Annotated in this window: 16 protein-coding genes and 2 pseudogenes; 10 read left to right on the forward strand and 8 right to left on the reverse strand. The window is 74.6% G+C overall.

The window, feature by feature from the left end; translation table 11 throughout:
• The first annotated feature begins 95 nt into the window (after positions 1 to 95).
• From ACFV9T_RS35925 to ACFV9T_RS35935, 3 genes are all read left to right on the forward strand, one after another.
• A complete protein-coding gene (locus ACFV9T_RS35925; RefSeq protein WP_385446721.1) occupies positions 96 to 923 on the forward strand; it encodes an inositol monophosphatase family protein in 828 nt (275 codons plus the stop codon).
• A 67-nt stretch (positions 924 to 990) separates the two neighbouring features.
• On the forward strand, positions 991 to 2,397 hold the full coding sequence (locus ACFV9T_RS35930) for a phytoene desaturase family protein (RefSeq protein ID WP_385446737.1): 1,407 nt from the start codon (positions 991 to 993) through the stop codon (positions 2,395 to 2,397).
• Positions 2,398 to 3,172: 775 nt separating this feature from the next.
• Entirely contained in the window at positions 3,173 to 3,973 is an 801-nt protein-coding gene (locus ACFV9T_RS35935) for an ArsR/SmtB family transcription factor (protein ID WP_385446722.1), read from the forward strand.
• Here the strand turns inward: ACFV9T_RS35935 and hemC are convergent.
• From hemC to ACFV9T_RS35960, 5 genes are all read right to left on the reverse strand, one after another.
• Positions 3,970 to 4,905, reverse strand: coding sequence for a hydroxymethylbilane synthase (hemC, locus tag ACFV9T_RS35940; protein ID WP_385446723.1), 936 nt, complete (start codon positions 4,903 to 4,905; stop codon positions 3,970 to 3,972). The two genes, ACFV9T_RS35935 and hemC, sit on opposite strands and share 4 nt — an antisense overlap.
• Before the next feature lie 30 nt (positions 4,906 to 4,935).
• A complete protein-coding gene (locus ACFV9T_RS35945; RefSeq protein WP_385446724.1) occupies positions 4,936 to 9,102 on the reverse strand; it encodes an SAV_2336 N-terminal domain-related protein in 4,167 nt (1,388 codons plus the stop codon).
• Between the two features lie 3 nt (positions 9,103 to 9,105).
• A complete protein-coding gene (locus ACFV9T_RS35950) occupies positions 9,106 to 10,086 on the reverse strand; it encodes an AAA family ATPase (protein WP_385446725.1) in 981 nt (326 codons plus the stop codon).
• Between the two features lie 62 nt (positions 10,087 to 10,148).
• Complete coding sequence (locus ACFV9T_RS35955) at positions 10,149 to 12,287, reverse strand: trypsin-like peptidase domain-containing protein (protein ID WP_385446726.1); 2,139 nt, start codon at positions 12,285 to 12,287, stop codon at positions 10,149 to 10,151.
• Between the two features lie 46 nt (positions 12,288 to 12,333).
• The gene (locus ACFV9T_RS35960) at positions 12,334 to 12,816 is read right to left on the reverse strand and encodes a CU044_2847 family protein (protein ID WP_385446727.1); all 483 of its coding nucleotides are present in this window, start codon (positions 12,814 to 12,816) and stop codon (positions 12,334 to 12,336) included.
• A gap of 150 nt (positions 12,817 to 12,966) precedes the next feature.
• Between ACFV9T_RS35960 and ACFV9T_RS35965 the strand changes: the two genes are divergently transcribed.
• Both ACFV9T_RS35965 and ACFV9T_RS35970 read left to right on the forward strand, forming a co-directional pair.
• Positions 12,967 to 14,439, forward strand: coding sequence for an AlkA N-terminal domain-containing protein (locus ACFV9T_RS35965; protein ID WP_385446728.1), 1,473 nt, complete (start codon positions 12,967 to 12,969; stop codon positions 14,437 to 14,439).
• Positions 14,440 to 14,769: 330 nt separating this feature from the next.
• Positions 14,770 to 15,273, forward strand: a complete 504-nt coding sequence (locus ACFV9T_RS35970) for a methylated-DNA--[protein]-cysteine S-methyltransferase (protein WP_385446729.1) — start codon at positions 14,770 to 14,772, stop codon at positions 15,271 to 15,273.
• On the opposite strand, the gene ACFV9T_RS35975 is transcribed toward ACFV9T_RS35970, so the two are convergent.
• Complete coding sequence (locus tag ACFV9T_RS35975) at positions 15,254 to 16,003, reverse strand: NAD-dependent deacetylase (RefSeq protein WP_385446730.1); 750 nt, start codon at positions 16,001 to 16,003, stop codon at positions 15,254 to 15,256. The two genes, ACFV9T_RS35970 and ACFV9T_RS35975, sit on opposite strands and share 20 nt — an antisense overlap.
• A gap of 107 nt (positions 16,004 to 16,110) precedes the next feature.
• Here ACFV9T_RS35975 and ACFV9T_RS35980 point away from each other — a divergent pair, with 107 nt between their 5' ends.
• On the forward strand, positions 16,111 to 16,815 hold the full coding sequence (locus ACFV9T_RS35980; protein WP_385446731.1) for a hypothetical protein: 705 nt from the start codon (positions 16,111 to 16,113) through the stop codon (positions 16,813 to 16,815).
• A gap of 57 nt (positions 16,816 to 16,872) precedes the next feature.
• Here ACFV9T_RS35980 and ACFV9T_RS35985 read toward each other — a convergent pair.
• Positions 16,873 to 17,547 (reverse strand): annotated as a pseudogene (locus ACFV9T_RS35985) (SDR family NAD(P)-dependent oxidoreductase); the annotation flags it as partial.
• 30 nt (positions 17,548 to 17,577) lie between these two features.
• On the opposite strand from ACFV9T_RS35985, the pseudogene ACFV9T_RS35990 reads away from it, so the two are divergent.
• A pseudogene (locus tag ACFV9T_RS35990) lies at positions 17,578 to 18,340 on the forward strand (helix-turn-helix transcriptional regulator).
• Here the strand turns inward: ACFV9T_RS35990 and ACFV9T_RS35995 are convergent.
• Positions 18,294 to 19,364: an ADP-ribosylglycohydrolase family protein gene (locus tag ACFV9T_RS35995; RefSeq protein ID WP_385446732.1), complete on the reverse strand. Its 1,071-nt coding sequence runs from the start codon at positions 19,362 to 19,364 to the stop codon at positions 18,294 to 18,296. The pseudogene ACFV9T_RS35990 and the gene ACFV9T_RS35995 overlap by 47 nt on opposite strands.
• Before the next feature lie 180 nt (positions 19,365 to 19,544).
• Here ACFV9T_RS35995 and ACFV9T_RS36000 point away from each other — a divergent pair, with 180 nt between their 5' ends.
• From ACFV9T_RS36000 to ACFV9T_RS36010, 3 genes are all read left to right on the forward strand, one after another.
• On the forward strand, positions 19,545 to 20,678 hold the full coding sequence (locus ACFV9T_RS36000; protein ID WP_385446738.1) for a glycerate kinase: 1,134 nt from the start codon (positions 19,545 to 19,547) through the stop codon (positions 20,676 to 20,678).
• A 237-nt stretch (positions 20,679 to 20,915) separates the two neighbouring features.
• On the forward strand, positions 20,916 to 21,194 hold the full coding sequence (locus ACFV9T_RS36005; protein WP_385446733.1) for a hypothetical protein: 279 nt from the start codon (positions 20,916 to 20,918) through the stop codon (positions 21,192 to 21,194).
• Positions 21,191 to 21,574 (forward strand): hypothetical protein, encoded by a 384-nt coding sequence (locus ACFV9T_RS36010; protein WP_385446734.1) that lies wholly within the window; start codon positions 21,191 to 21,193, stop codon positions 21,572 to 21,574. Before ACFV9T_RS36005 ends, ACFV9T_RS36010 begins: the two co-directional genes overlap by 4 nt.
• The last annotated feature ends 52 nt before the right edge of the window (positions 21,575 to 21,626 follow it).

The raw sequence follows: 21,626 nt of genomic DNA on the forward strand, positions 1-21,626 counted from the left end.
ATGGGTTGCGCAGCGGCCGCAGGCGTTCACGCCGATGCCATCGTCCGGCCGCCGCCCGGTCACCGGTTGTCGGCGGCGCGTGATTCGATGACCACATGTTCGATGACTTTCTCGCCAGTGATCTCGCCGAGGTGGAGCAGGCGGTGCGCTCGGCGGCCGCCGTGGAGATCATGCCGCGCTACCGGCAGCTCGCCGCCCACGAGATCGTGGAGAAAAAGGGCCCGCACGACCTGGTGACCACCGCCGACCGGCAGGCCGAGGAGCACCTCACCGCCTCGCTCACGGCGCTGCTGCCCGGTTCGGTCGTGGTGGGGGAGGAGGGCGTGCACGCCGATCCCGGGATCCTCAAGCACCTCGGCGGCGACGCGCCCGTATGGATCGTCGACCCGGTGGACGGCACCCGGCAGTTCGTCCACGGCGAGCCGGGCTTCTCGACCCTGGTCGCCCTCGCCCACCACGGCGAACTCCTCGCCTCCTGGACCTACGCCCCCGCCCAGGACCTGATGGCCATCGCGCGCCGGGGCCGGGGTGCCGTGCTCAACGGCGAACCGCTGCGGGCCGGTGCCCCGGAGCCCGGCGAGACGCTCGAAGTCGCCATCTCCCACTACGACTTCACCACCGACGGCGAGAAGCGCGCCCTGTCCGGGCTGCGGACCGACGGTGTGGAGCCGCGCCCGTGCGGCTCGGCTGGCCTTGAGTATCTGAACATCGCCCGAGGTCATCTCGACGCGATCGCCTTCACCTGGGAGAACGCCTGGGATCACGCCGCCGGGCTGCTGCTCGTCGCCGAGGCGGGCGGGGCGAGCGCGACGCTTTCGGGCGAGCCGTTCCGTATCGCCGGAGGCAACGCGCTTCCCTTCACAGCGGCGCGGGACGAGGCGACCGTACGGCATATCCTGGGCCTGCTGGCCGCCGCCGGCTGACCGCCCTTTTTGGATAGTTGCTCACGGATAGTTCCTCAACGACGAGGAGGAGGCCGACGTGCCGTCGATGCTCGACGCGGTAGTGGTGGGTGCCGGGCCGAACGGGCTGACGGCCGCCGTCGAACTCGCCCGGCGCGGCTGCGCGGTGGAGATCTTCGAGGCCGCCGACGCGATCGGCGGCGGCTCCCGCACCGAAGAGCTGACCCTGCCCGGCTTCCGGCACGACCCCTGCTCCGCCGTGCACCCCCTGGCCATCGGCTCCCCGGCCTTCGACCGGATGCCGCTCGGGCGGCACGGCCTGGAGTGGCTGCACCCCGAGCTGGCGCTCGCCCACCCCTTCCCGGACGGCAGCGCCGCGGTGCTGGCCCGCTCGGTCGGCGAGACCGCCCGGTCGCTCGGCCCGCGCGACGCGGGCGCGTACCGCAGGCTGGTCGCGCCCTACCTCGGCAAATGGTCCACGTTCGCCCCCGACGTACTGCGCGCCCAGTGGGACGGGGTGCCGCGCGACCCGCTGACCTGGGCCCGCTTCGGGCTGAACGCCGTCCTGCCGGTCTCGCTGCTGAGCCGCCGCTTCCGCGGCGAGAAGGCGCGGGCCATACTCGCCGGGCTCGCCGGGCACGCCATCGCGCCCACCAGCGCCCCCGCCACCGCCGGTCCGGCCCTCATCTTCGCGATCGCGGCCCATGAGGTCGGCTGGCCGATTCCACGCGGCGGCTCGCAGTCGATCGCGGACGCGCTCGGCTCGTATCTGCGCGAAAACGGCGGCGTCATCCACACCGGAGCGCCGGTCAAGCGGCTCGACGAGCTGCCCCCGGCCCGCGCGTACATCTTCGACACCTCACCGCGCGCCCTGGCCCGGATCGCCGGGCTCGGCAACGCGTACCGCGGCTACCGCTACGGGCCCGCCGCCTTCAAGATCGATTACGCGCTGGACGGGCCGATGCCCTGGACCTCGCCGGAGGCCCGCCGCGCCGGGACCGTCCACATCGGCCCGACGGCGCGCGAGATCGGCACCGCCCTGCGCTCCGCGTTCGACGGCCGCCCCCCGGCCGCCCCCTTCCTGATCTCCGCCCAGCCCAGCCTGCTCGACCCGACCCGCGCCCCCGAGGGCAAGCACACCTTCTGGGTCTACGGCCACGCCCCCAGCGGCTGGACGGGCGACCTCACCGACGCCATCGAGCGCCAGCTCGACCGCTTCGCCCCCGGCTTCCGCGATCTGGTGCTGGCCCGCGCGACGGCGGGTCCCCCCGAACTCGCCGCCCGCAACGCCAACTACATCGACGGCGACATCGCCTGCGGCGCCTTCGAGGGGCTGCAGGCCGTCATCCGCCCCCGGCTGGCCCGCGTCCCCTACGCGACGCCCCACCCCGCCGTCTTCCTCTGCTCCTCCGCCACCCCGCCCGGCCCCGGCGTCCACGGCATGTCGGGCCACCACGCGGCGCGTGCGGTGTGGCGGAGGCTGCGGGGCCGTTGACCGCCGGACGGGGCCCAGGACCTAGTACCCGGCGGTCGAGGCCAGGGTCTGGTTGTCGCAGATGAGGACGGCCCGGCTCTGGCGGCCGTTGTCGCCGTCTTCGTCGCCCCGCCGGGCACATAGGGCTGGGCGTAGTGGCCCGAGCACGAGGTCTGCTCGGGGTACAGGCCTTCGCCGGGCTGATTGCCGTAACTCACGCTCTGCCCGGGTGCGGCCTCGGCCGTCAGCGGGGTCAGGGCCGCCAGGCCGAACGCGAGGGCCGCGCCGAACAGAGTGCGCCGCAGGCCGCGTCGGCGGGGGCCCCTCTCGGTCCGGTTCGTCGTCGAGGTCATGTCCGTCTTCCTCCGGGAGGTCGGATGGAACGAGTGGGCTGCAGTGTCGTTAAGGCTGAAAGCGCCTCCAAGGCTGCCCAGTCGCGACCCGGACTTCCATCACCTTCGGTGGGTGCCTAAGTAAGCAGGCCAGATCGTAAAGTGAGGAAATTCAGCCGATCAGACGATCCTCCGGACGTGTCGTGGCATGGCCACTTCACCCTGTGCCCCCCACTATGGGGACGGACCGCCGCACGCGGTATCGGGGGAGGCCACTGTGTTGCGTCTGCACTTCACCTGCGAGGATCTGCTCAGAACCACCGTCGCGACCGGGCCCGACCCGCTGTGGGAGACGGTGCTCAGTGCCAATCTCCTCGGCACCGCCCAGGGCCGGGCCGTGTTCGACCGCTGTCGCCTGCACGCTCGCCCCCGGCTGTGCCGCCTGCCGCCCGGCTCCGTGCGTCTTGTCCGCACCCTGGCCCCGCCGCAGGGCCGGTTCCCCCGACTTCCTCAACCCGCGCGAGGCGGCGAGCGGCCTCACCGAAGGCATCGACGCCGTGCTGTCCACCCCGCGCCGGAGGCTGCGGCGGGAGATCGGCCTGCTGCGCTCGGCCCCGCCGTGGCTGCGCCCGCTCGCCGAGGGCGAACCCGACGCGCTGCGCACCCTCGGGCGGGCGCTCAAGGGGTACTTCGACGCCGCGCTCGCCCCCTGCTGGACGGCGATACGCGCCGAGGCCGAGGCCGACCGCGCGCTCCGGGCCCGGCCGTTGCTCACCGGGGGCACCGAGGCGCTGCTCTCCAGCCTCGGGCCGACGCTGACCTGGCGTTCTCCGGTCCTGGAGGCGGATTATCCGCTCGACCGGGATCTGTACCTCGGCGGGCGGGGGCTGCTGCTGATCCCCTCGGTGTTCTGCTGGCGGAACCCGATCACTCTGGCCGACCCGGGCCTGCCGCCCGTACTGGTCTACCCCGTGCGGCGCGGCCCCGGCTGGTGGTCGCCGCAGGGCGAGCGTCCCGCCAGCCGGAGCGCCCTCGGGTCGCTGCTGGGCCGGGGGCGGGCCGCCGTCCTGCGGGCGGTCGAGGGCGGCTGCACCACGAGCGAACTGGCCCGGCGCACCGGCGTGACCCCGGCGTCCGCGAGCGAGCACGCCCGGATCCTGCGCGACGCGGGGCTGCTGGCCTCCGTACGCGACCGCAACACGGTCCTGCACACGCCCACCCCGCTGGGCACGGACCTGCTGGCCGCGAATGCGCCGGGTGGTTAGTGCGGGATGGTGTCGATGACCTCGCGCGCGCCCTGCCGCAGCAGCGCCACCGCGACCGACGTCCCCAGGGTGGCCGGGTCCAGCGGGCCCGCCCACTCGTGCGCGTCCAGCACCGTCTTGCCGTCCGGGCTGAAGACCCGGGCGCGCAGCGAGAGCCGCCCGTCGCGCTCGGCCTTGGCGTAGCCCGCGATGGGGGAGTTGCAGTGCCCCTGCAGCACGTGCAGCAGCATCCGCTCGGCGGTGATCTCCTTCCACACGTCGGCGTCACCGAGCCCGGCGACCGCGTCGATCGTGGCGGTGTCGTCCTCCCGGCACTGCAGCCCCAGCACCCCGGCCCCGATGGGCGGGCACATCGTCTCCACCGGCAGGATCTCGCTGATCACGTCCGTGCGGTCGATCCGCTCCAGCCCGGAGACGGCCAGCATCAGCGCGTCGCAGTCGCCCGCGTACAGCTTCTCCAGCCGCCGGTTGGCGTTGCCGCGCATCGGGACGCACTCCACATGCGGGTGGGTGACGGCCAGTTGGGCCACGCGCCGCACAGACGAGGTGCCGATGCGGGTGCCCTCCGGCATCTGGTCCAGCGTCAGCCCCTCGGGGTGAATCACCGCGTCCCGGAGGTCGTCCCGCTTGAGGTACGCGGCGAAGACCGTGCCCGCGGGCAGCGGCCGGTCGGCGGGCACGTCCTTGATGCAGTGCACCGCGAGATCGGCCTCACCGGCCAGCAGCGCGGCGTCCACCTCCTTGGTGAACGCGCCCTTCCCGCCCAGCTTCGACAGATCCCCCATCCACCGGTCGCCGGACGTCGTGACCGGCACGACCTCCGTACGGATCCCGGGCCGCAGCGCGGCCAGTTCGGTGCGGACCCGCTCGACCTGGGCCAGGGCCATGGGGGAGGAGCGGGAGACGATGCGGATGAGTTCGGCGGACGACATGGCGTAGAGGATAGGCCCTCCCCGGGGCCGCTATTCCCCGGCCCCGGGGAACCCCTCCGCGACCAGCGCGGCAAGGTCGAGGTAGGCGTCGAGGGTCCTGGGGGCGAGCCGGTCGAGGTCGATCTGGCCTTGGGCGGCCACGTGCTCGTCGTACGGTACGACCACCACGCCACGGCAGCGGGCCCGGAACCCCTCGACCAGGTCGTCGCTCGGCCCGGTTTTGGCCTCGGCCCCTGTGGTGACCACGGTGATGGCGTGCCGCACCAGCTCCGCGTAGTCGTCCTGGGCCAGTCGGCTCAGGGTCGTGTGGGCGCTCCTGTTGTGTTCCGCGGAGGGGGAGGTGACGATGATCAGCTGATCGGCGAGGTCGAGCACGCCCCGCATACGGGTGTGCAGCTCACCGGTGTCCGAGTTGGTGAGGATGATCGGGTACTGCCCGCTCAACGCCTCGATGGCGCGGCGGTATTCCTCGTCGGTAATGAGCGGGCCTCCCGGATGCATGGGGGTGCGGTCCCCCGCGAGGATGTCGAGTCCGGACGGCAGCTGAGTGGCGTAGTGCTGTATGGACTGATGATCGTGGAGCAGCGGGCTGTTGTCCGCCAGATCACGGATGGTTGCCGTGGTCCCCTGCCAGACGCGACGGCTGAGGCTGTTGCCGTAGGGCGCCGCGTCGACCGCGAGGACGTTGTCCCGGCGCTCGCTCGCGAGAACCGCCCCGAGCGCGAGTGTCGTCGCGGTGCTTCCGATGTCGACGCGGCGGCCGATCACCGCGATGCGGTGGGTGGTCGTCAGCGGCCTGCGGATGAGGTCGAGTTTGCGCTGCCGCTGGGCCTTTCCGCCGAAGCGGAAACGGGACGTCAGGCGGCTGGGGCGGGGATGAGGTTCAGGGGTGGGCATGTCTGCTGTGTCGTCGGGGATTTGGGCGTCCGTGGACTGAACGTCGTACGGCAAGGTGGTGTAGCCGGACGCGGACGGCAGGCACCGCACGAAGACGCCCGCCACCTGGCCCGCTGTCGGGCGTCGTTCCGGACGGTCGCTCAGGCATGCGCCGATGACCGAGAGCAGCTGGGGTTCGCGCCATAGTTGTTCGTCCGCGAAAATCGAAGGGGTCGGTTGCGTGTCAGCTATAGCACGGAGCATCACCCCCAAGGCGTAGACGTTGTCCGCGCTGGTTTGGCGGGCGTCGTCGATGGCCGCGTCCGTCCAGCCGGTCAGCTTCACCGTGCGGCGGACGACGAGCACGCTGTCCGCTGTCAGCTTCCGGAGCACGATGCCCTTGAGCGCGCACATGTTGACCGCTTCAGCGAGGCGCAGGCCGATGGTGGCGGCGTGTACGGGATCCAGCTGGGGCGCGCCCGGGTCGAGGAGCGAGGACAGCGTGGGGGCCGGGGAGCCGTCGGGGAGGCTGACGAACTCCGTCGCGATCCAGGGCGGGACGGAATTGCACGCACTGGCGATGAGCAGTGGCGCGTAGTGCCCGGACATCCGCCGCAGCGCCTCCGCCTCGGCCCGCACTTCCCGGTGGGCGCCCGGGGCGGTGCGGATCACCACATCGCGGGACCCGCGTCCCGCGCGGGCCAGATAGACGTCGTACCCCCCGCTGCCGCCGAGCCTGCGATAGCTCTCGAACTCCTCGAACGACGGCAGGCTGCCGACAGGTTCCGGGCGCGGATCGTGGGCAACGGGCGCGGCCGTCGGGGCTTGGGCTTCGGCGACCTCCGGCCGGAAGTCCGTGAGGAATTCCCAGACCTCGTGCGCGGTGGGGCGGTTCCGCCGGGCCAGGCATGCCAGCACCAGGGCGCGGACCGGCGCCCAGGCGTCGCCGTCCCAGCACAGCATGTCGTAGTCGTCGCGGCGGGGCCGGTGCGTGTGGCCTCCGCCGCCGAGGCGCAGCAGGATCTCGCCCAGCGCCGCGACGTTGTCCTCGGGGGTCGGCGGGGGGCGCTGCGAGACCGGGGACGGCACGCCGTCGACGCAGGCCGAGGACCAGCCGCTCAGAATCACCTCCTCACCGGCGAGGTGCACGGTGCTGATGGTGAGGTCGCCGTGCGCTATTCCCTCCGCCGCACACACCCGCACGGCGTCCGCGATCCGCCGGGCGATCCGGAGGGCGGTGAGCGCGTCCCACTCCGTGGTGGTCGAGCGGAGGAGGTCGTCCAGCCGGTCCGCGACGAAGGGCTCCTCCGCGATCCACGGAGGGTCGTCGCCCAGCCCCTCGCGCAGCAGCACGCACGCATGGCGACCGTTCATCCGGCGCAGTGCCTCCGCCTGCACGCCCAGCAGCGCCGCGCCGTAGGGCTGATGCTCGGGGTGGACGACGCTGACGACGGCCTCCTCGCCATACGCGTCCCGTCCCAGGAAGGGGGCGACGCGCAGCCCCGGCGGACCGGCCCGCAGCACCTGGTACGGACCGATGACCTCCCGATCACGAATTCCGAGGCGACGCCACTGCCGCGCCGCCGTACGCGTCGCGAACGCCGAGGACGGCGACGGTGCCCCCAGGCGGGCCGCGAGCCGTCGCTCGACCGTGCTGAAGGGGCGGGCGCCGGGTGGCAGGCGGTCGGGGCCCGCCGTGTGGGCCAGCCAGGCGGGGAAGTCGGGGGAGCGGCCCGCCAGTTCCTCCAGGCGGCGGCCGATCGTGCGGCTGGTCGCGACCAGTTCGGCCAGCGGCACCGCGCCCAGCAGCGCCCGCTGGGCGGCGTCGGTGAAGGCGAAGGGCCGGTGTTCGGGCGGCAGCGGGTCCGGGCCCGCCGAGGCGGGCGGCTCGACCGGGCGCATCAGCCCGCCGAGGAACACCTCGGCCAGCCGACCGGTGTCGGACCGCCCGTCCACCGCCTTCTGCACCATCCGCATCACCGGCACCGGCAGCGGGGCGACCGCCGACAGATGGGCCGCCAGCCGGTACGCCTCCGGGGACGCCGCGTCCCGGAAGAGCTGGACCCGGCCCAGCTCATCGACCGGGGACGGGGACGGGGAAGGGGAAGGGGCTGGGCGCGCGGCCGTGGGGGCGAGCAGCGGGAGGACGGCCGTACCGCTCGCGGAGGCGATCAGCCGGGCCCAGTCGGCCAGCGGCCCGGCCTCCGGTTCCAGGACGGGCACGGGCACCCCGTCGAACCGGGCCAGCGCGGCGGGCAGCACCGGGTCGGCGACCGCCCAGTCCGCGTTGGCCGAGCCGGGCCTGCGGGTCCGTACCTGCCAGCGCCGCGACCGGATGCCGGAGCTGTCCCACAGCCGGGGCGGCAGGGCGTGCACCACCGCGGTGGGCCCCACCCCCGCCCAGCGCGCCAGTACCTCGCCCATCCGGCCGTCGCGCCACGCGGCCCCCACCCCGTCGCTCACCACCAGGACCAGCGTGTGCCCGGACGGGTCGACAAGCGCCGAGGTGGGGAGGTGGGGCGCGTCCGGGTCGTACGGCCGGGTGCGCAGCGCGGGGGCGCCGCCGCCGCGGGTGTGCAGGCCGAGCACCCGTACGACGCGGAAGGCGCCCGAGCGCTGCAGCACCGTACGCAACTCGACGGCGAGCCGCCGCCACAGCAGCATCGACGTGCCGTCGTCGACGACGAGCGCGAGGTCGAGCCAGCGCTCGCGGGCCGGGCGGGTGACTACGTCCGGCAGACCGGTCTCGGCGAGCGCCGCCGCGGTGGCGACCTCGTCGAACTCCCGCTTGAGGGGGTTGGGGCGGTGCTGTTTGAGGGGGCGCAGGGCGCGGCCGATGGAGAGTTCCTGGTGCAGCGCCTTGTCCTCGGGCACGCGCAGCGGCAGCCCGCGCCGCGCGTCGGGCGGCTCGGCGTCCGCGCCGCCGGGCCTGTCGTGCGGCGTGTGGCCGCCGCCGTAGAGGCCGGGCGGAGTGCGCTCGGCGGGGCGACGGTCCGGGGCCTGGTCCTGATGCGCGGCGGTGGGTCTGGGGTGTGCCTCTCGCTTCGGCGGCGGGGGCGGAACGCTCGGCCGGGCGGGCCGTTCGACGGGGGCTACGGCGGTGGGGGCGGCCGGTGCGGTGGGGCGCGCGTCGGGCAGGGGCGCGCCGTCGCGGGTCGCCGCGCGCTCCAAGGGCGCCCCCGCCGCGTCGCGCTCGGGCAGCCTCCCGGCCAGCCAGAGGGCGTCGAGCAGCTCCTCCCGCGACAGATACACGCCGCCGGACGCGAGGACCGTGATGGCCTCGTCCAGCCGCTCCAGTCGTTCAGGACCACCCCCGGCCACGGATCACACCGCCCCGCCCAGCCGGTGCAGCACCGCTTCCAGCAGCCCCCGCGCCGTCACGTCCACCCCGCCAGAGCGCAGGAACACGGCGTTCAGCAGCTGATCGGTGGCCAGCTCGCGCGCCGCGCGCCGCCGCAGGAAGACCTCCAGCAGCTGATCGACCTCCTCCAGCGCTTCCTCCCCCAGATGCGCGGTGACGATCGCCCGCAGCCGCTCCTCGTCGGGGGTGGGCAGTTCCAGCCGTACGCAGCGGCGCAGGAAGGCGGGCGGGAAGTCGCGCTCGCCGTTGCTGGTGATCACGACGACGGGGAACTCCTCGCAGGCCAGACGTCCGCGCCGTACCGTCGCCCGTTCGCCCGCGCGCTCGGTCAGCACCTCCACCACCGACTGCTCCTCCGGCAGCCGGGCCAGCTCGGGGATCTCGAACTCGCCCTCCTCGAACACGGTCAGCAGGTCGTTCGGCAAGTCGACATCGCCCTTGTCGAGTTCGTCGACGAGCAGCGCCCGGGGTCGTTCGCCCGGCACCAGCGCGGTGCCCAGCGGGCCGAGCCGTACGAAGGTGCCGATGTCGGGCTCGGCCTCGCCGCGCTCCCGGATGAGGTTGGTCTCGCGCAGCCGTCCGATCGCGTCGTAACGGTAGAGCGCGTCCTGCACGGTGGAGCGGCTGTTGACGGGCCAGCGCAGCACCTCGCCAAGACCCAGTTCGTGCGCGACCGCCCGCGCGAGGGACGACTTGCCGGTGCCCGGGCTGCCGGTGACGAGCAGCGGGCGGCGCAGGTGCAGGGCCGCGTTGACCACGTCCGCGTGCTCGGGCGAGATCAGATACGGCGACGGGCGCGCGGCACCGGGCGCCTGTTCGGCCTCCGGGTCGCTGCCGAAGCGGCGCCACGGCGGGGCGGGCGGCATCTCCACCCGCCGGGGTACGCCGTCTCCCCGGAACAGCCGCCAGCCGCCCTGCTGTTCGTGCTGCTCCCGTGCGTTCATCGGGGAACCTCCCTTTCGGCCCGCGTCAGCGGACATCGCGCGCGTCTCACCATCACTGCCCGTCACTCCGTGGGATCCACGAGGTCCAGCCGGGGCAGTGCCCGCCCGGCGTCGGCCCACGCCAGGACCGGACGCCCGGGGTACTCGGCCGGTTTCTGCAGGGTCTTCGTGCGGTATCGCCGTATCTCCTCGGGCAGTTCACGCGCCCGCACCTCGGCGGCGTGCCGCACCGCCGGAGAGCCCGGCTGCCCGCCGCGGTCCCACAGGACCACCGGAACGCCCGCCGCCAGGCACATCTGAACGACCCCCGCCCGCCGGTCGGCCGCGACATCGACCGTGACATGGGCGGTCAGCCGCTCCATCAGCAGCCCGCACACCGCCTCCGGGTCGGGGGCCGACGCGTCGTCGATGTGCACGGGCTCCTCGGCGTCCAGCCGGGCCCAGCGCTCGCGCCACTGGTCCAGCATCGCCTCGCCGTTCAGCTCCCGCAGCTCCGGGCAGTTGACGACCAGCGGATACGGCGCGCCGAGGGGGAGGGGGAGCAGCGCCCCGGCCGGTTTCCAGGAGTCGGCGGGCACCTCCAAGGTGTCCCGGTCCACGATCAGTTCGATGACGAAGCGCGGGCCCGCCGGGTCCGGGCGGCGCAGCGAGCCGACCGCGTCCAGGATCTCCCGGGCCGCCTCCTCCGTACTGCGCGGCCGCTCGCTGTCGTCCGACACCTGGCGCAGGCCGTCCCCGTCGTCGCACCACAGCCGCAGCCGGTAGCGCTCCGGCTCGTCCGGGTCCGCCACGGCGGGGCCCGCCGAGGGGCCGCAGGACGACAGCTTCGCCACGACCCGGGGCGGTGCGAAGCCCCGTTCCGGGCCCCGGGCCCACCGGCGCGCGTCGTGGCGGCGGTCCTGCAACGCCGCGTCATGGACGCCCAGACGGCGGGCCACGGCCGCGTTCCAGTGCCGCAGCTCGGCGCGTTGCGCCGCCGACGGGCAGCAGCCCGCGGCCACGAACTCCACGGCGCGCAGCAGCCCCGGGACGGCCATGCCGCCGTCCTCGCCCGGCGAGCCGTCGCCGTACAGCCCCTCCAGATGGGCGATCAGCGCTTCGAAACGCCCGGTGCCGCCGCTCTCGTGGAGGCCGTCGTCGCAGGCCTCGCCACCGAATCCGGCCAGCAGCGCGCTGGGCAGGGCCGCCAGCGACAGCGCCGCCCGCACCGCCCCGGGGACACCGGCGGCCGAGGCCGGGGGCAGGGCGCGCAGCAGCCGCAGCAGCCACTCGTACTCGCCCGGCGTGAGCAGCTTCGGCAGACCGCGCCGGCGCCCCAGGGCGAGGAGGGCGTCGGCGGTCGGCCCCGACGCCGGGCGCACCGCCTCGACCAGCGCCGGGAGGGCGCGCCCCCGGGAGAGCAGCAGCCGGGCGAACTCGTCGGCGGTCGGCGCGCCGTCCGCGCGGTGGTCCAGGCCGCACTGGCGGGCGACCGCGCGGCAGTACCGCACCCAGCCCTCGGACAGCGACAGCGGCCCGTCCAGCAGGGCGGTCAGCTCCGCGTAGACGGGGTGGTCGCGTACGTCCTCGTCGGGGCGCGGCAGGAGGTGGTCGACTCCGGCGCGCCCCAACTCCCGCGCCACCCGCTGCCAGGGGATGCCCCAGGCGCGCCGCATGCTGCCCTGGATGCGCAGCTTCGCCGTCACGAGCCCGACGACCGCGCTCTCCTCGCTCGACCACAGCGGGCCGCCGCTGTAGGCGGGTTCGACGTCGAGGGTGCGCTCGGCCCCGTCGAAGTAGCCGAACCGCCCGTCGCAGGAGCTCACTTCGGCGTCGGCGAACACCCCGGGCTCGCCGCTGCCGTGCCAGGCGCGGACGAACTGCCGCCGGGCCATGGGGTGCCAGCGCGGCGGCTCGAACGCGAGCGGCAGCGCTCCGGGCGCCAGCCGCAGTACGGCGAGGTCGCCGTTCCACTCGAAGGCGCCCAGGCCGCCGTCGTCCCGCCGGGGCGGGATCCAGGCCGTCAGCTCGGCCTCGGCTTCGACGGTGTGCTCCGGTCCGCGCATGCGGACCGGGACGGTGACCGCTCCCGGGTGGTCCGGGGCCAGCATGTCCTTGCCGAGGGCGCTGTTGACCACATGGGCGCAGGTCAGCAGGTGGTGATGGGGCAGCAAGACCCCGGCGCCCGCCGGTCTTCCGTCGTCCTTGGCCAGGATCGACACGGCGGGCCGCGGTGCGGATCCGCGGGGGTGGAACCAGCCCATCGCGTCAGACCGCGGGGTCGGGCGACGGGGGCTGTTGCGGGGGTGTCGGCTGGTCCGGCGGAGGCTCGTCCGGCGGCGGGGGCTGGTCCGGCGGGCGCTCGTCCGGGGGCCCTTGCTCCTCCAGCCGCCAGGTGGCCGAAATGGTGAGGCTGGCGTGCCCGTTCGTCCCCACGATGCCGAGCTTGAGGTCCTGGCCGACCTGCACCCCGAACTGGACGGTGAACTCCTGCGGCGGCTGGGGCGCGGAGCGGACCGCGTCGTGCACGTCCTGGAGCACCGAGCCCAGCCCCCGGAGCACGACCCCCAGGCCGGCGTCGGCGAGCGCGGCCGCCGCCCGCGTCCCGCGCCCCACCGGGGTCACGCCGCCCACGCCCCCTACGCCGCCCACGCTGCCGTGGGCGTCCGCGAGCACGGCGTCTCCCACGGGGGCGATTTCCAGCCGTACGGAGGTGCCGTCTGCCAGAGGTATCTCTCGGTGTTCCGTCACCTCTTCATCATGCCGACCACCAGGCCTCCGGTCTGCTGTTCCGTCGCAAATTCCTCCTACGGGGCGGTCGTTGCGCGCGGCGGGCGTCGCTCGGACGTCGATGTCGGATTCCCGCGAGCCCGGCGGCGCGCGGTGGCCGATGCTGGAGCCATGTACACCGATACCGACCGGTGCCTCAGGGCCGCACGGGCCAAGGACGCCCGCTTCGACGGATGGTTCTTCATCGCCGTCGTCACCACCCGCATCTACTGCCGTCCGAGCTGCCCGGTCGTCGGTCCGAAGCCCGAGAACATGCGGTTCTACCCGAGCGCGGCGGCCGCCCAGCAGGCCGGGTTCCGGGCCTGCAAGCGGTGCCGCCCCGACGCCAGCCCCGGGTCGCCGCGGTGGAACGAGCGGGCCGACCTCGTGGCCCGCGCCATGCGGCTGATCGCCGACGGGGTCGTCGACCGGGAGGGCGTACCGGGGCTGGCCGGGCGGCTCGGCTACAGCACCCGGCAGATCGAACGGCAGCTGCTGGCCGAACTGGGCGCCGGACCGCTCGCCCTGGCCCGCGCGCAGCGGGCGCAGACCGCGCGGCTGCTGATCGAGACCAGCGGGCTGCCGATGGCGGACGTCGCGTTCGCGGCCGGGTTCGCCAGCATCCGGGCGTTCAACGAGACCGTACGGGAGGTCTTCGCGCTCTCCCCGACCGAGCTGCGCGAGCGCGCCCGCAAGCAGCCAGGCCCCGCCGTGCCGGGAGCGCTGACGCTGCGGCTGCCGTTCCGGGCGCCGCTGTGCCCGGACAACCTCTTCGGCCACCTCGCCGCCACCGCCGTACCCGGCGTGGAGGAGTGGCGCGACGGCGCGTACCGGCGCACCCTGCGCCTGCCGTACGGGCCCGGGGTCGTCGCCCTCGCCCCGCGCCCCGACCACATCGCCTGCCAGCTGTCCCTGGCCGACCTGCGCGACCTGTCCGGGGCCATCAGTCGCTGCCGACGGCTGCTCGACCTGGACGCCGACCCGGCCGCCGTGGACGACCTGCTGCGCACCGACGACCAGCTGGCCCCGCTGGTCGACAAGGCGCCGGGGCGGCGGGTGCCGCGCTCGGTCGACCCGGAGGAGTTCGCGGTGCGCGCGGTCCTCGGCCAGCAGGTCTCCACGGCCGCCGCCCGCACCCTCGCGGCCCGCCTGGTGACCGCGCACGGCGACCCGGTCGCCGACCCCGGCGGCGGCCTGACCCACCTCTTCCCGACCGCCCGGGCCCTCGCCGCGCTGGACCCCGAGGCCCTGGCCATGCCCCGCACCCGCCGCGCCACCCTCACCGGGCTGATCGGCGCGCTCGCCGAGGAGCGGGTCGCCCTCGGCGTCGGCAGCGACTGGGACGAGGCCCGGGCGGGCCTCGCCGACCTGCCCGGGCTCGGCCCCTGGACCGTCGAACTCATCGCGATGCGCGGCCTGGGCGACCCGGACGCGTTCCTCCCCACCGACCTGGGCGTCCGCAAGGCCGCCGCCGACCTGTCCCTCCCCACCACCCCCGGCGCCCTCACCCGCCACTCCACCCACTGGCGCCCCTGGCGCGCGTACGCGGTCCAGTACCTCTGGGCCAACGACGCGGCCCACGCCATCAACCGGCTGCCCACGTGAAGCCTGCGATGCGCTGCCGCGCCTGGTCGGTGTCCCGCGCTGCGGTGGCGTCTGCGTATGGCGCTACCGGGCCTGGTCCGCGTGCCGCGCTACCGCGCTGGTCCGCGTGCCGCGCCGCCGGGCCTGATGCCAAGCCGCCTGCCGCCCGACGCGCTCGGCGGCTGCCCCAGCCCGGCCTGGCGGGTGGTGTGCCTCGCCTGTCGCGTCTGGCGGTGTGCCTCGCCCGGCATACACGGCGGACCGAACCGCCCGGTCTACCCGACCCACCCGACCCACCCGACCCACCCGATCCGCCTGCGCAAGGCGGGCCCTCACCAGGAGAATCCACCCGTGACCCGCACCCACACCACCGTCGACAGCCCGTACGGTCCGCTCACCCTCGTGGCCACCGGGGCCGGGCTGTCCGGGCTCTATATGAGCGGGCAGCGCCACCGCCCGCCCGAGGAGGCCTTCGGCGCTCCCGGGGATCCCGATGAGGACCCCTTCGCCACGGCCATCCGTCAGCTCACCGCCTACTTCGCGGGCGAGCTGACCGCGTTCGACCTGCCGCTCCACCTCGACGGCACGCCCTTCCAGCGCCTCGTCTGGGAAGAGCTGTGCCGTATCCCGTACGGCGAGACCTGGACGTACGGGCAGCTCGCCGACCGCATCGGGCGGCCCACCGCCTCCCGGGCCGTGGGGCTGGCCAACGGGAAGAACCCGGTCGGCATCATCGTCCCCTGCCACCGCGTCGTCGGCTCCACCGGCAGCCTCACCGGATACGGCGGCGGGCTCGACCGCAAGCGGCGGCTGCTGGACTTCGAGAGGAGCGGCGTCAGCCGCCCCCGTCGGTGATCCGTTCCAGCAGTGCGGGCAGCGCCGTGCCGATGGGCTCGCGGACGACCTCGTCCGCCAGCGCGTCGTACGGCGTCGGCTCGGCGTTGACGATGATCAGCCGGGCGCCGCTCTCGGCGGCCATCCCGGCGAGCGACGCCGCGGGCTGCACCTGGAGGCTGGTGCCGACCGCGATGAACACCTGGCACGCCCGCGCCACCGCGACCGCCTCGGTCAGCACCTCCGGGTCAAGCCCCTGCCCGAACATCACCGTCGCCGACTTGAGGATTCCGCCGCACTCCCGGCACGCCGGGTCCGCCTCGCCCGCCGCGACCCGCTCCAGCGCCTCGTCCATCCCGGAGCGCTCCTCGCAGTGGGTGCACTCCACGACGCGTGCGGTGCCGTGCAGTTCGAGCACCTTGCGCTCGGGCATCCCGGCCAGCTGGTGCAGCCCGTCCACGTTCTGCGTGATCACGCGCACCGGGACCCCCGACCGCTCCAGCCGCGCCACGGCCTCGTGCGCGCCGTTCGGCCGGGCGTGCAGCGCCTTGCTCTCCCGGCGCATCTGCCAGGAGCGGCGCCGGATGTCCGGGTCGGTCATGTAGAAGTCGTACGTCACGAGCTTCTCGGCCTCGGGGTCGCGCCGCCACAGCCCCTGCGGGCCGCGGTAGTCGGGGATGCCGGAGTCCGTCGAGATGCCCGCCCCGCTGAGGATCGCGACGAGGGGCCGACGCGTCGTCTCGCTGCTCATGCGGCGAGCCTACGCACGGCGCGCGGTCTGCGGCGAACGCGTTATTCCGGACCGGTAGAGTCCGCTCCGCACCAGGTCGGACATGGCGTGACGGGGAGAGTGCGAGGATGGGCCGTTTTCTGTGGCTGAGCGGACAGACGCTGAGCAAGAACGAAGAACCGCCGCAGGACGGGCGCGTCAAGTGGCAGATAAGGATGTCCGGCACCGGCCCCGAGGCGGGCCGCGCCTTCCATCCCCTCGCCTTCCCCGAGCGCCGCGACCCGCCCGGCGGTGACCTGAAGGCGTACCGCACCGCCTGCAAGGACGGCACCCGCGCTTTCACCCTCTGGGCCGACCAGTACCGCGGTCAGGTCTCCGCGCACGTCGTGACCAAGTCGGCGCTCAAGGGCGGCTCGGCCACGTACGAGGTGCTGGGCGCCGCCGGTGAACCCCTCGCCCTCATCACCCGCCAACCGGCCATGAAGGGCGGCACGGTCCGCACCCGCTGGACCGTCCAGCAGGCGGGCGCGCCGACCGCGGTCGGGCTCAAGGGGCGGGCCTTCTGGTGGTTCGTGTGGTGGCTGATCTCGCCCATCCAGCTGGCCATCGCGATCGCCAGCATCCTCGGCGGCGGCGACGTCGCCCGCACCCCGCGCCGCACCAAGTGGCGCGCCGACGGCCGCGTGGTCCTCGACTTCCACAACGGAGTCGGAGCCTTCGAGCTGGAGGTGCTGGCGGACTGGTGGGACGACCGCGTCCTCGCCGCCCTGGTCGCCCTCCTCGGCAGCCACGACGGCTGGCTGGGCAGCCGGTGGGACCTGGCGGCGGACTGACGCCCGTATCGCCCCTCAGATCGCGTGCACGGACTCCTCCCACAGGCGGTCGGCGGCGGCGGTGGCCGCGCCCTGCTCCAGCGTCTTGCGCAGTCCCTCCTCAAGGGTGACGCCCGAGGGCGCGCCCATGTGGCGGGTCAGGTTGGTCGGGACGGAGCCCGGGGAGAGGGCGTTGACGGTGATGCCGTCGTCGGCCCACCGGGCGGCGGCGCCGACCGCGAAGAGGATGTTGGCGGTCTTGGACTGGCCGTACGCGAGCCACGGGTCGTACGGCCGGAAGGCGAAGTGGATGTCGCCGAAGACGACCGGCGAGAGCAGGTGCGCGGAGGAGCTGACCGCGACGACCCGGGCGCCGCCGGCCGCCGCCAGGGCCCGCCGCAGGCCCACCGTGAGGGCGAAGTGCCCCAGGTGGTTGACGGCGAATTGGGTCTCCCGTCCTTCGGGTGTGAGCCGCAGTTCCGGCAGGGCCATGACGCCCGCGTTGTCGACCAGCACATGGAGCGGCCCGTCCCAGGCGGCGGCGAAGTCCGCGACCGAGGCGCGGTCGGCCAGTTCGAGCCGTGCCACGCGCACCTCCTTGTTGCCCGTGGCGTCGGTGATACCGGCGGCGACCGCCGCACCGGCGGTCAGGTCGCGGACCGCGAGGGTGACCTCGGCTCCGGCGGCCGCCAGCTCCCGGGCGGTCTCCGCGCCGATGCCGGAGGACGCCCCGGTGACGATGGCCCGCTTCCCGGGCCGTCCGGCGGCCGTACGGTGGACGGCATGGTGAGCGATCACCGGGCGGACATCCCGCTCGGCGCGTATCTGAGGGCCCGCCGTGAGCTGATCCGCCCGGTAGACGTGGGCCTGCCCTCGGCCGGGCGGCGCCGCGTACCGGGGCTGCGCCGGGAGGAACTGGCGCTGCTGGCCGGGATCAGCGCCGACTACTACCTGCGCCTGGAGCAGGGGCGCGACCGGCACCCGTCCGCCCAGGTCGTCGACGCCCTGGCCTGTGCGCTCCGGCTGGACGACGACGCCACGGCGCATCTGCACCGCCTCGCCGCGCCGGTCCGCCGCCGCCGCGCGCCCTCCCGCCGTCCCCTTCACGCCGGGCACCAACATGCTCCGCGCCCTCTTCCTCGACCCCGCCTCCGGCGCTCCCCATGGCCGCTGGGAGGCCAGCACCGAAAGCTCGGTCGCCGTGCTGCGCGGGCTCGTCGGCCCCGATGTGGACGACCCGGCGCTGATCGAACTCGTCGGCGAGCTGTCCGTACGCAGCGAACGCTTCCGGCGGCTCTGGGCCCGGCACGACGTCCGGCCCAAGCGCAGCGGCCTCAGCACGATCATGAACGCGCAGGTCGGCGAGTTGGAACTGCGGCATGAGAAGCTGCCGGTCCCCGGCACCGACCGCCAGATCCTGGTCATCTACCACGCGGAGCCGGGCACCCCCAGCGCCGAACGTCTCGCGCTGCTGGCCTCCCTCGCCGCGCCGCCCCCGGCTAGTCCTGTATCGCCAGGCGATGCGTACGGGCCGCGAGGTCGCTGACGCGGGCTCCGTCGAAGCCGAAGACGGCGCTGCGGATCCGGTCCTCCAGCGGCTCCGTCCACTGCGGCGGGAGGACGGCCGCGCCGCACAGGACGCCCGCGACGGAGCCCGCGGTGGCGCCGTTGGAGTCGGTGTCCAGGCCGCCGCGCACGGTCAGGGTGATGGTGGCGGTGAAGTCGCCCGCGCCGTAGAGGAGCCCGGCGGTGAGGACGGCGGCGTTCGGGACGGTGTGGATCCAGGGCAGGCCGCTCGTCTCGCGTTCCAGCTGGTCCAGCGCGTCCGGCCAGGTCACGCCCGCGTCGTACAGGGACGCGGCGCGGCGCACCGTACGGGCCAGGCGGCAGCGCGGCGGGATGCGGTCGAGGGCGGCCTCGACCGCCGTACGGGGGCCGTCGGCCGTGAACGCGGCGGCGATCAGCGCGGCCGCCCACATCGCCCCGTACACCCCGTTGCCGGTGTGGGACAGCACGGCGTCGCGGCGGGCCATGGCGGCGGCGCGGGGCGGGTCGCCGGGGTTGACCCAGCCGTGGATGTCGGCGCGGATCAGGGCGCCGATCCACTCTTGGTAGGGGTTGTCGACGGTCGCGGTCAGCGGGGGCCGCACCCCGGCCGCGAGATTGCGGTACGCGGCCCGCTCGGCGGTGAACGTCTGCAGATACGGCAGCCGCAGCAGCCACATCTCGCCCACCTGCTCGGTGGTGAAGCCGAAGCCGTGGGTCTCCAGCAGGTGCAGGCCGAGGACGGTGTAGTCGATGTCGTCGTCCCGAGCGCTGCCGTGGATCCGGCCGCGCACGCATGCCTGCCACTCGGGGCGCAGCTCGAACCCCACCGGATCGGGTGGCGGCTCCAGCGCGGGCAGATAGTCGGTGAGCGGGAGGGCGTCGGCGCGGCGCAGATAGCGGTCGATGCGGTCGCGGGTCCAGACGTCGCCGCGCTCGATGGGCTTGCCGAGCATGTTCCCGGCGATGCGGCCGAGCCAGCCGCCGAGGATCTGGTCCGCCAGTGCCGTGCCTGCGTGGCCCATGTGTCTGGTGTACCCGGATGATGTGGGTGTACCGGGTCGCCGTCCCAGCGGATAGGGTCAGGGCGGCTTCGACCGCCTGAGCGAAAAGCAAGGGGTACCAGGGTGACGGACGCTGCGAAGGCCGAGGCGACGGCAGAAGTGAAGACGTGGGCGCAGGGTCAGGCGACGCCCCCGACGCGGGTGCTGATCGCCGCCGACAAGTTCAAGGGCTCCCTCACCGCCGTCGAGGTCGCCGAACGGGTGACGGCGGGGCTGCGGCGCGGCTGGTCCGGCGGTGACGATCTGCTGCGCATCGACGCGCTGCCGGTCGCTGACGGCGGCGACGGCACGGTGGACGCGGCGGTCGCGGCCGGGTTCGAACGGCGCGAGGCGCGGGTGACCGGGCCGCTGGGCGCCCCGGTCACGGCGGCGTACGCGCTGCGCGACGGGACGGCCGTGGTGGAGATGGCCGAGGCGTCCGGCCTGCGGCACCTCCCGGACGGGGTCTTCGCGCCGCTCACCGCCACCACGTACGGCAGCGGTGAGCTGCTGCGGGCGGCGCTCGACGCGGGTGCCCGCACGATCGTCTTCGGCGTCGGCGGCAGCGCCACGACCGATGGCGGCGCCGGAATGCTGAGCGCGCTCGGCGCGCGCTTCCTGCGCGGCGACGGCACGCCCGTCGCGCCGGGCGGCGGCCCGCTGGGCGAACTGGCGACGGCGGACCTGTCCGGTCTCGACCCGCGGCTCGGGGCGGCGGAGATCGTACTGGCCAGCGACGTCGACAACCCGCTGACCGGGCCGAAGGGCGCGGCGGCGGTCTACGGGCCGCAGAAGGGCGCGAGCGAGGCCGATGTCGCGGCCCTGGACGCCGCGCTCGCCACGTACGTACGCGCCCTGGAGCGGGCCGTCGGGTCCCGCGCCGCCGAGTACGCGGCCGCGCCGGGCGCCGGTGCGGCGGGCGGCATCGGCTTCGGCGCGCTGCTGGGCCTCGGCGCGGCCTTCCGCCCCGGCATCGACGTGATGCTGGACGTGCTGGGCTTCGCGGCCGCGCTGGAGGGGGCCGACCTGGTGATCACGGGGGAGGGCTCGCTGGACGAGCAGACCCTGCACGGCAAGGCCCCGGCGGGTGTCGCGGCGGCGGCGCGGGCGCGGGGCATCGACGTGGTCGCGGTCTGCGGCCGCCTCGCCCTGACCCCGGCCGCCCTGGGCGGCGCGGGGATCCGCCGCGCCTACCCCCTGACCGACCTGGAACCGGACCCCACCCGCTGCATCGCCGAAGCGGGCCCCCTCCTGGAGCGCGCGGCCGAACGCCTGGCGGCAGACTTCCTGGCCTGACGCGGAGGTGCCCCGCCGGGGGCCTGTTCCCCACTCCGCCCCTTCCCGCAGTACCGATATGCGGCTCCGCCGCGTGGCGGGGCAAGCCCCCGGCCCCCACCGGTCTCCACTGGGCTCCGCCCAGGCCCTGCCCCGGGGCGCCCCGGACCCGGACCCAGGGCGGCCTTCCCGACCTGCCTTTGGTACATCTCCCGAATTCAGGGTACGGGTACGGGTGCGTACCCGTACCCTGTTGTCATGAGTGGAGGGAGCATCACCGTGTCCGACGCCAACGTCCGCATTCCCACCGAGGCACGAGATCGGCTGGCCGAGATAGCGGCTTCGGAAGGGCTTTCCCTGCGGGCGTATCTGGCCCGCCTCGCCGAGACCCTGCTCACCCCCGCCGAGCGGGCTGAGCGCGCTGAGCAAGCTCGCGCCGTGCTCCAGGGGTGGAACGGTTACAACCCCAGCGAAGCCGAGGTGGCCGACCTGGACGCCGAGCTGGATCGGCGTCTGGCCGAGGCGGACGCCCGGTGACCGAAGCTCTGCACGTCGTGCTGGACGACACGGCCATGGTGGCCGCCGGGCGCGGCAACATCCTGCTCTCGCGGCTGATCCACCGTGCTCACGCCGAACCGGGCTGGTTCCTCTACGCCCCGGCCTGTGCCCTTGTGGAGGCGGACCGGGCCCGCCCTGGAACGGCGGAGCACATCGCCGCCCTGCCCAGTCTCACCGTCCTTGACCTCGACCTGCCCGCCGCCTTGGCGGTGGCCCGCGACGCCGCCGGCTGGGCGGCTGCCCACACCGCGTACGTGGCGCAGCCGACGCCTGAGCGTCCTGCCGGGGCGGTGGTCGCGACGGCCGCGGCGGACGGGTGGAAGGGACAGCCGGTACGGATCCTCGACGTCGGGGAGTAGCGCCGGCCGCAACCCGGAAACGCCGTGGGCCCCGAGCGGGAAGCTCGGGGCC

Source organism: Streptomyces sp. NPDC059850 (assembly GCF_042731515.1).
GTDB lineage: Bacteria > Actinomycetota > Actinomycetes > Streptomycetales > Streptomycetaceae > Streptomyces.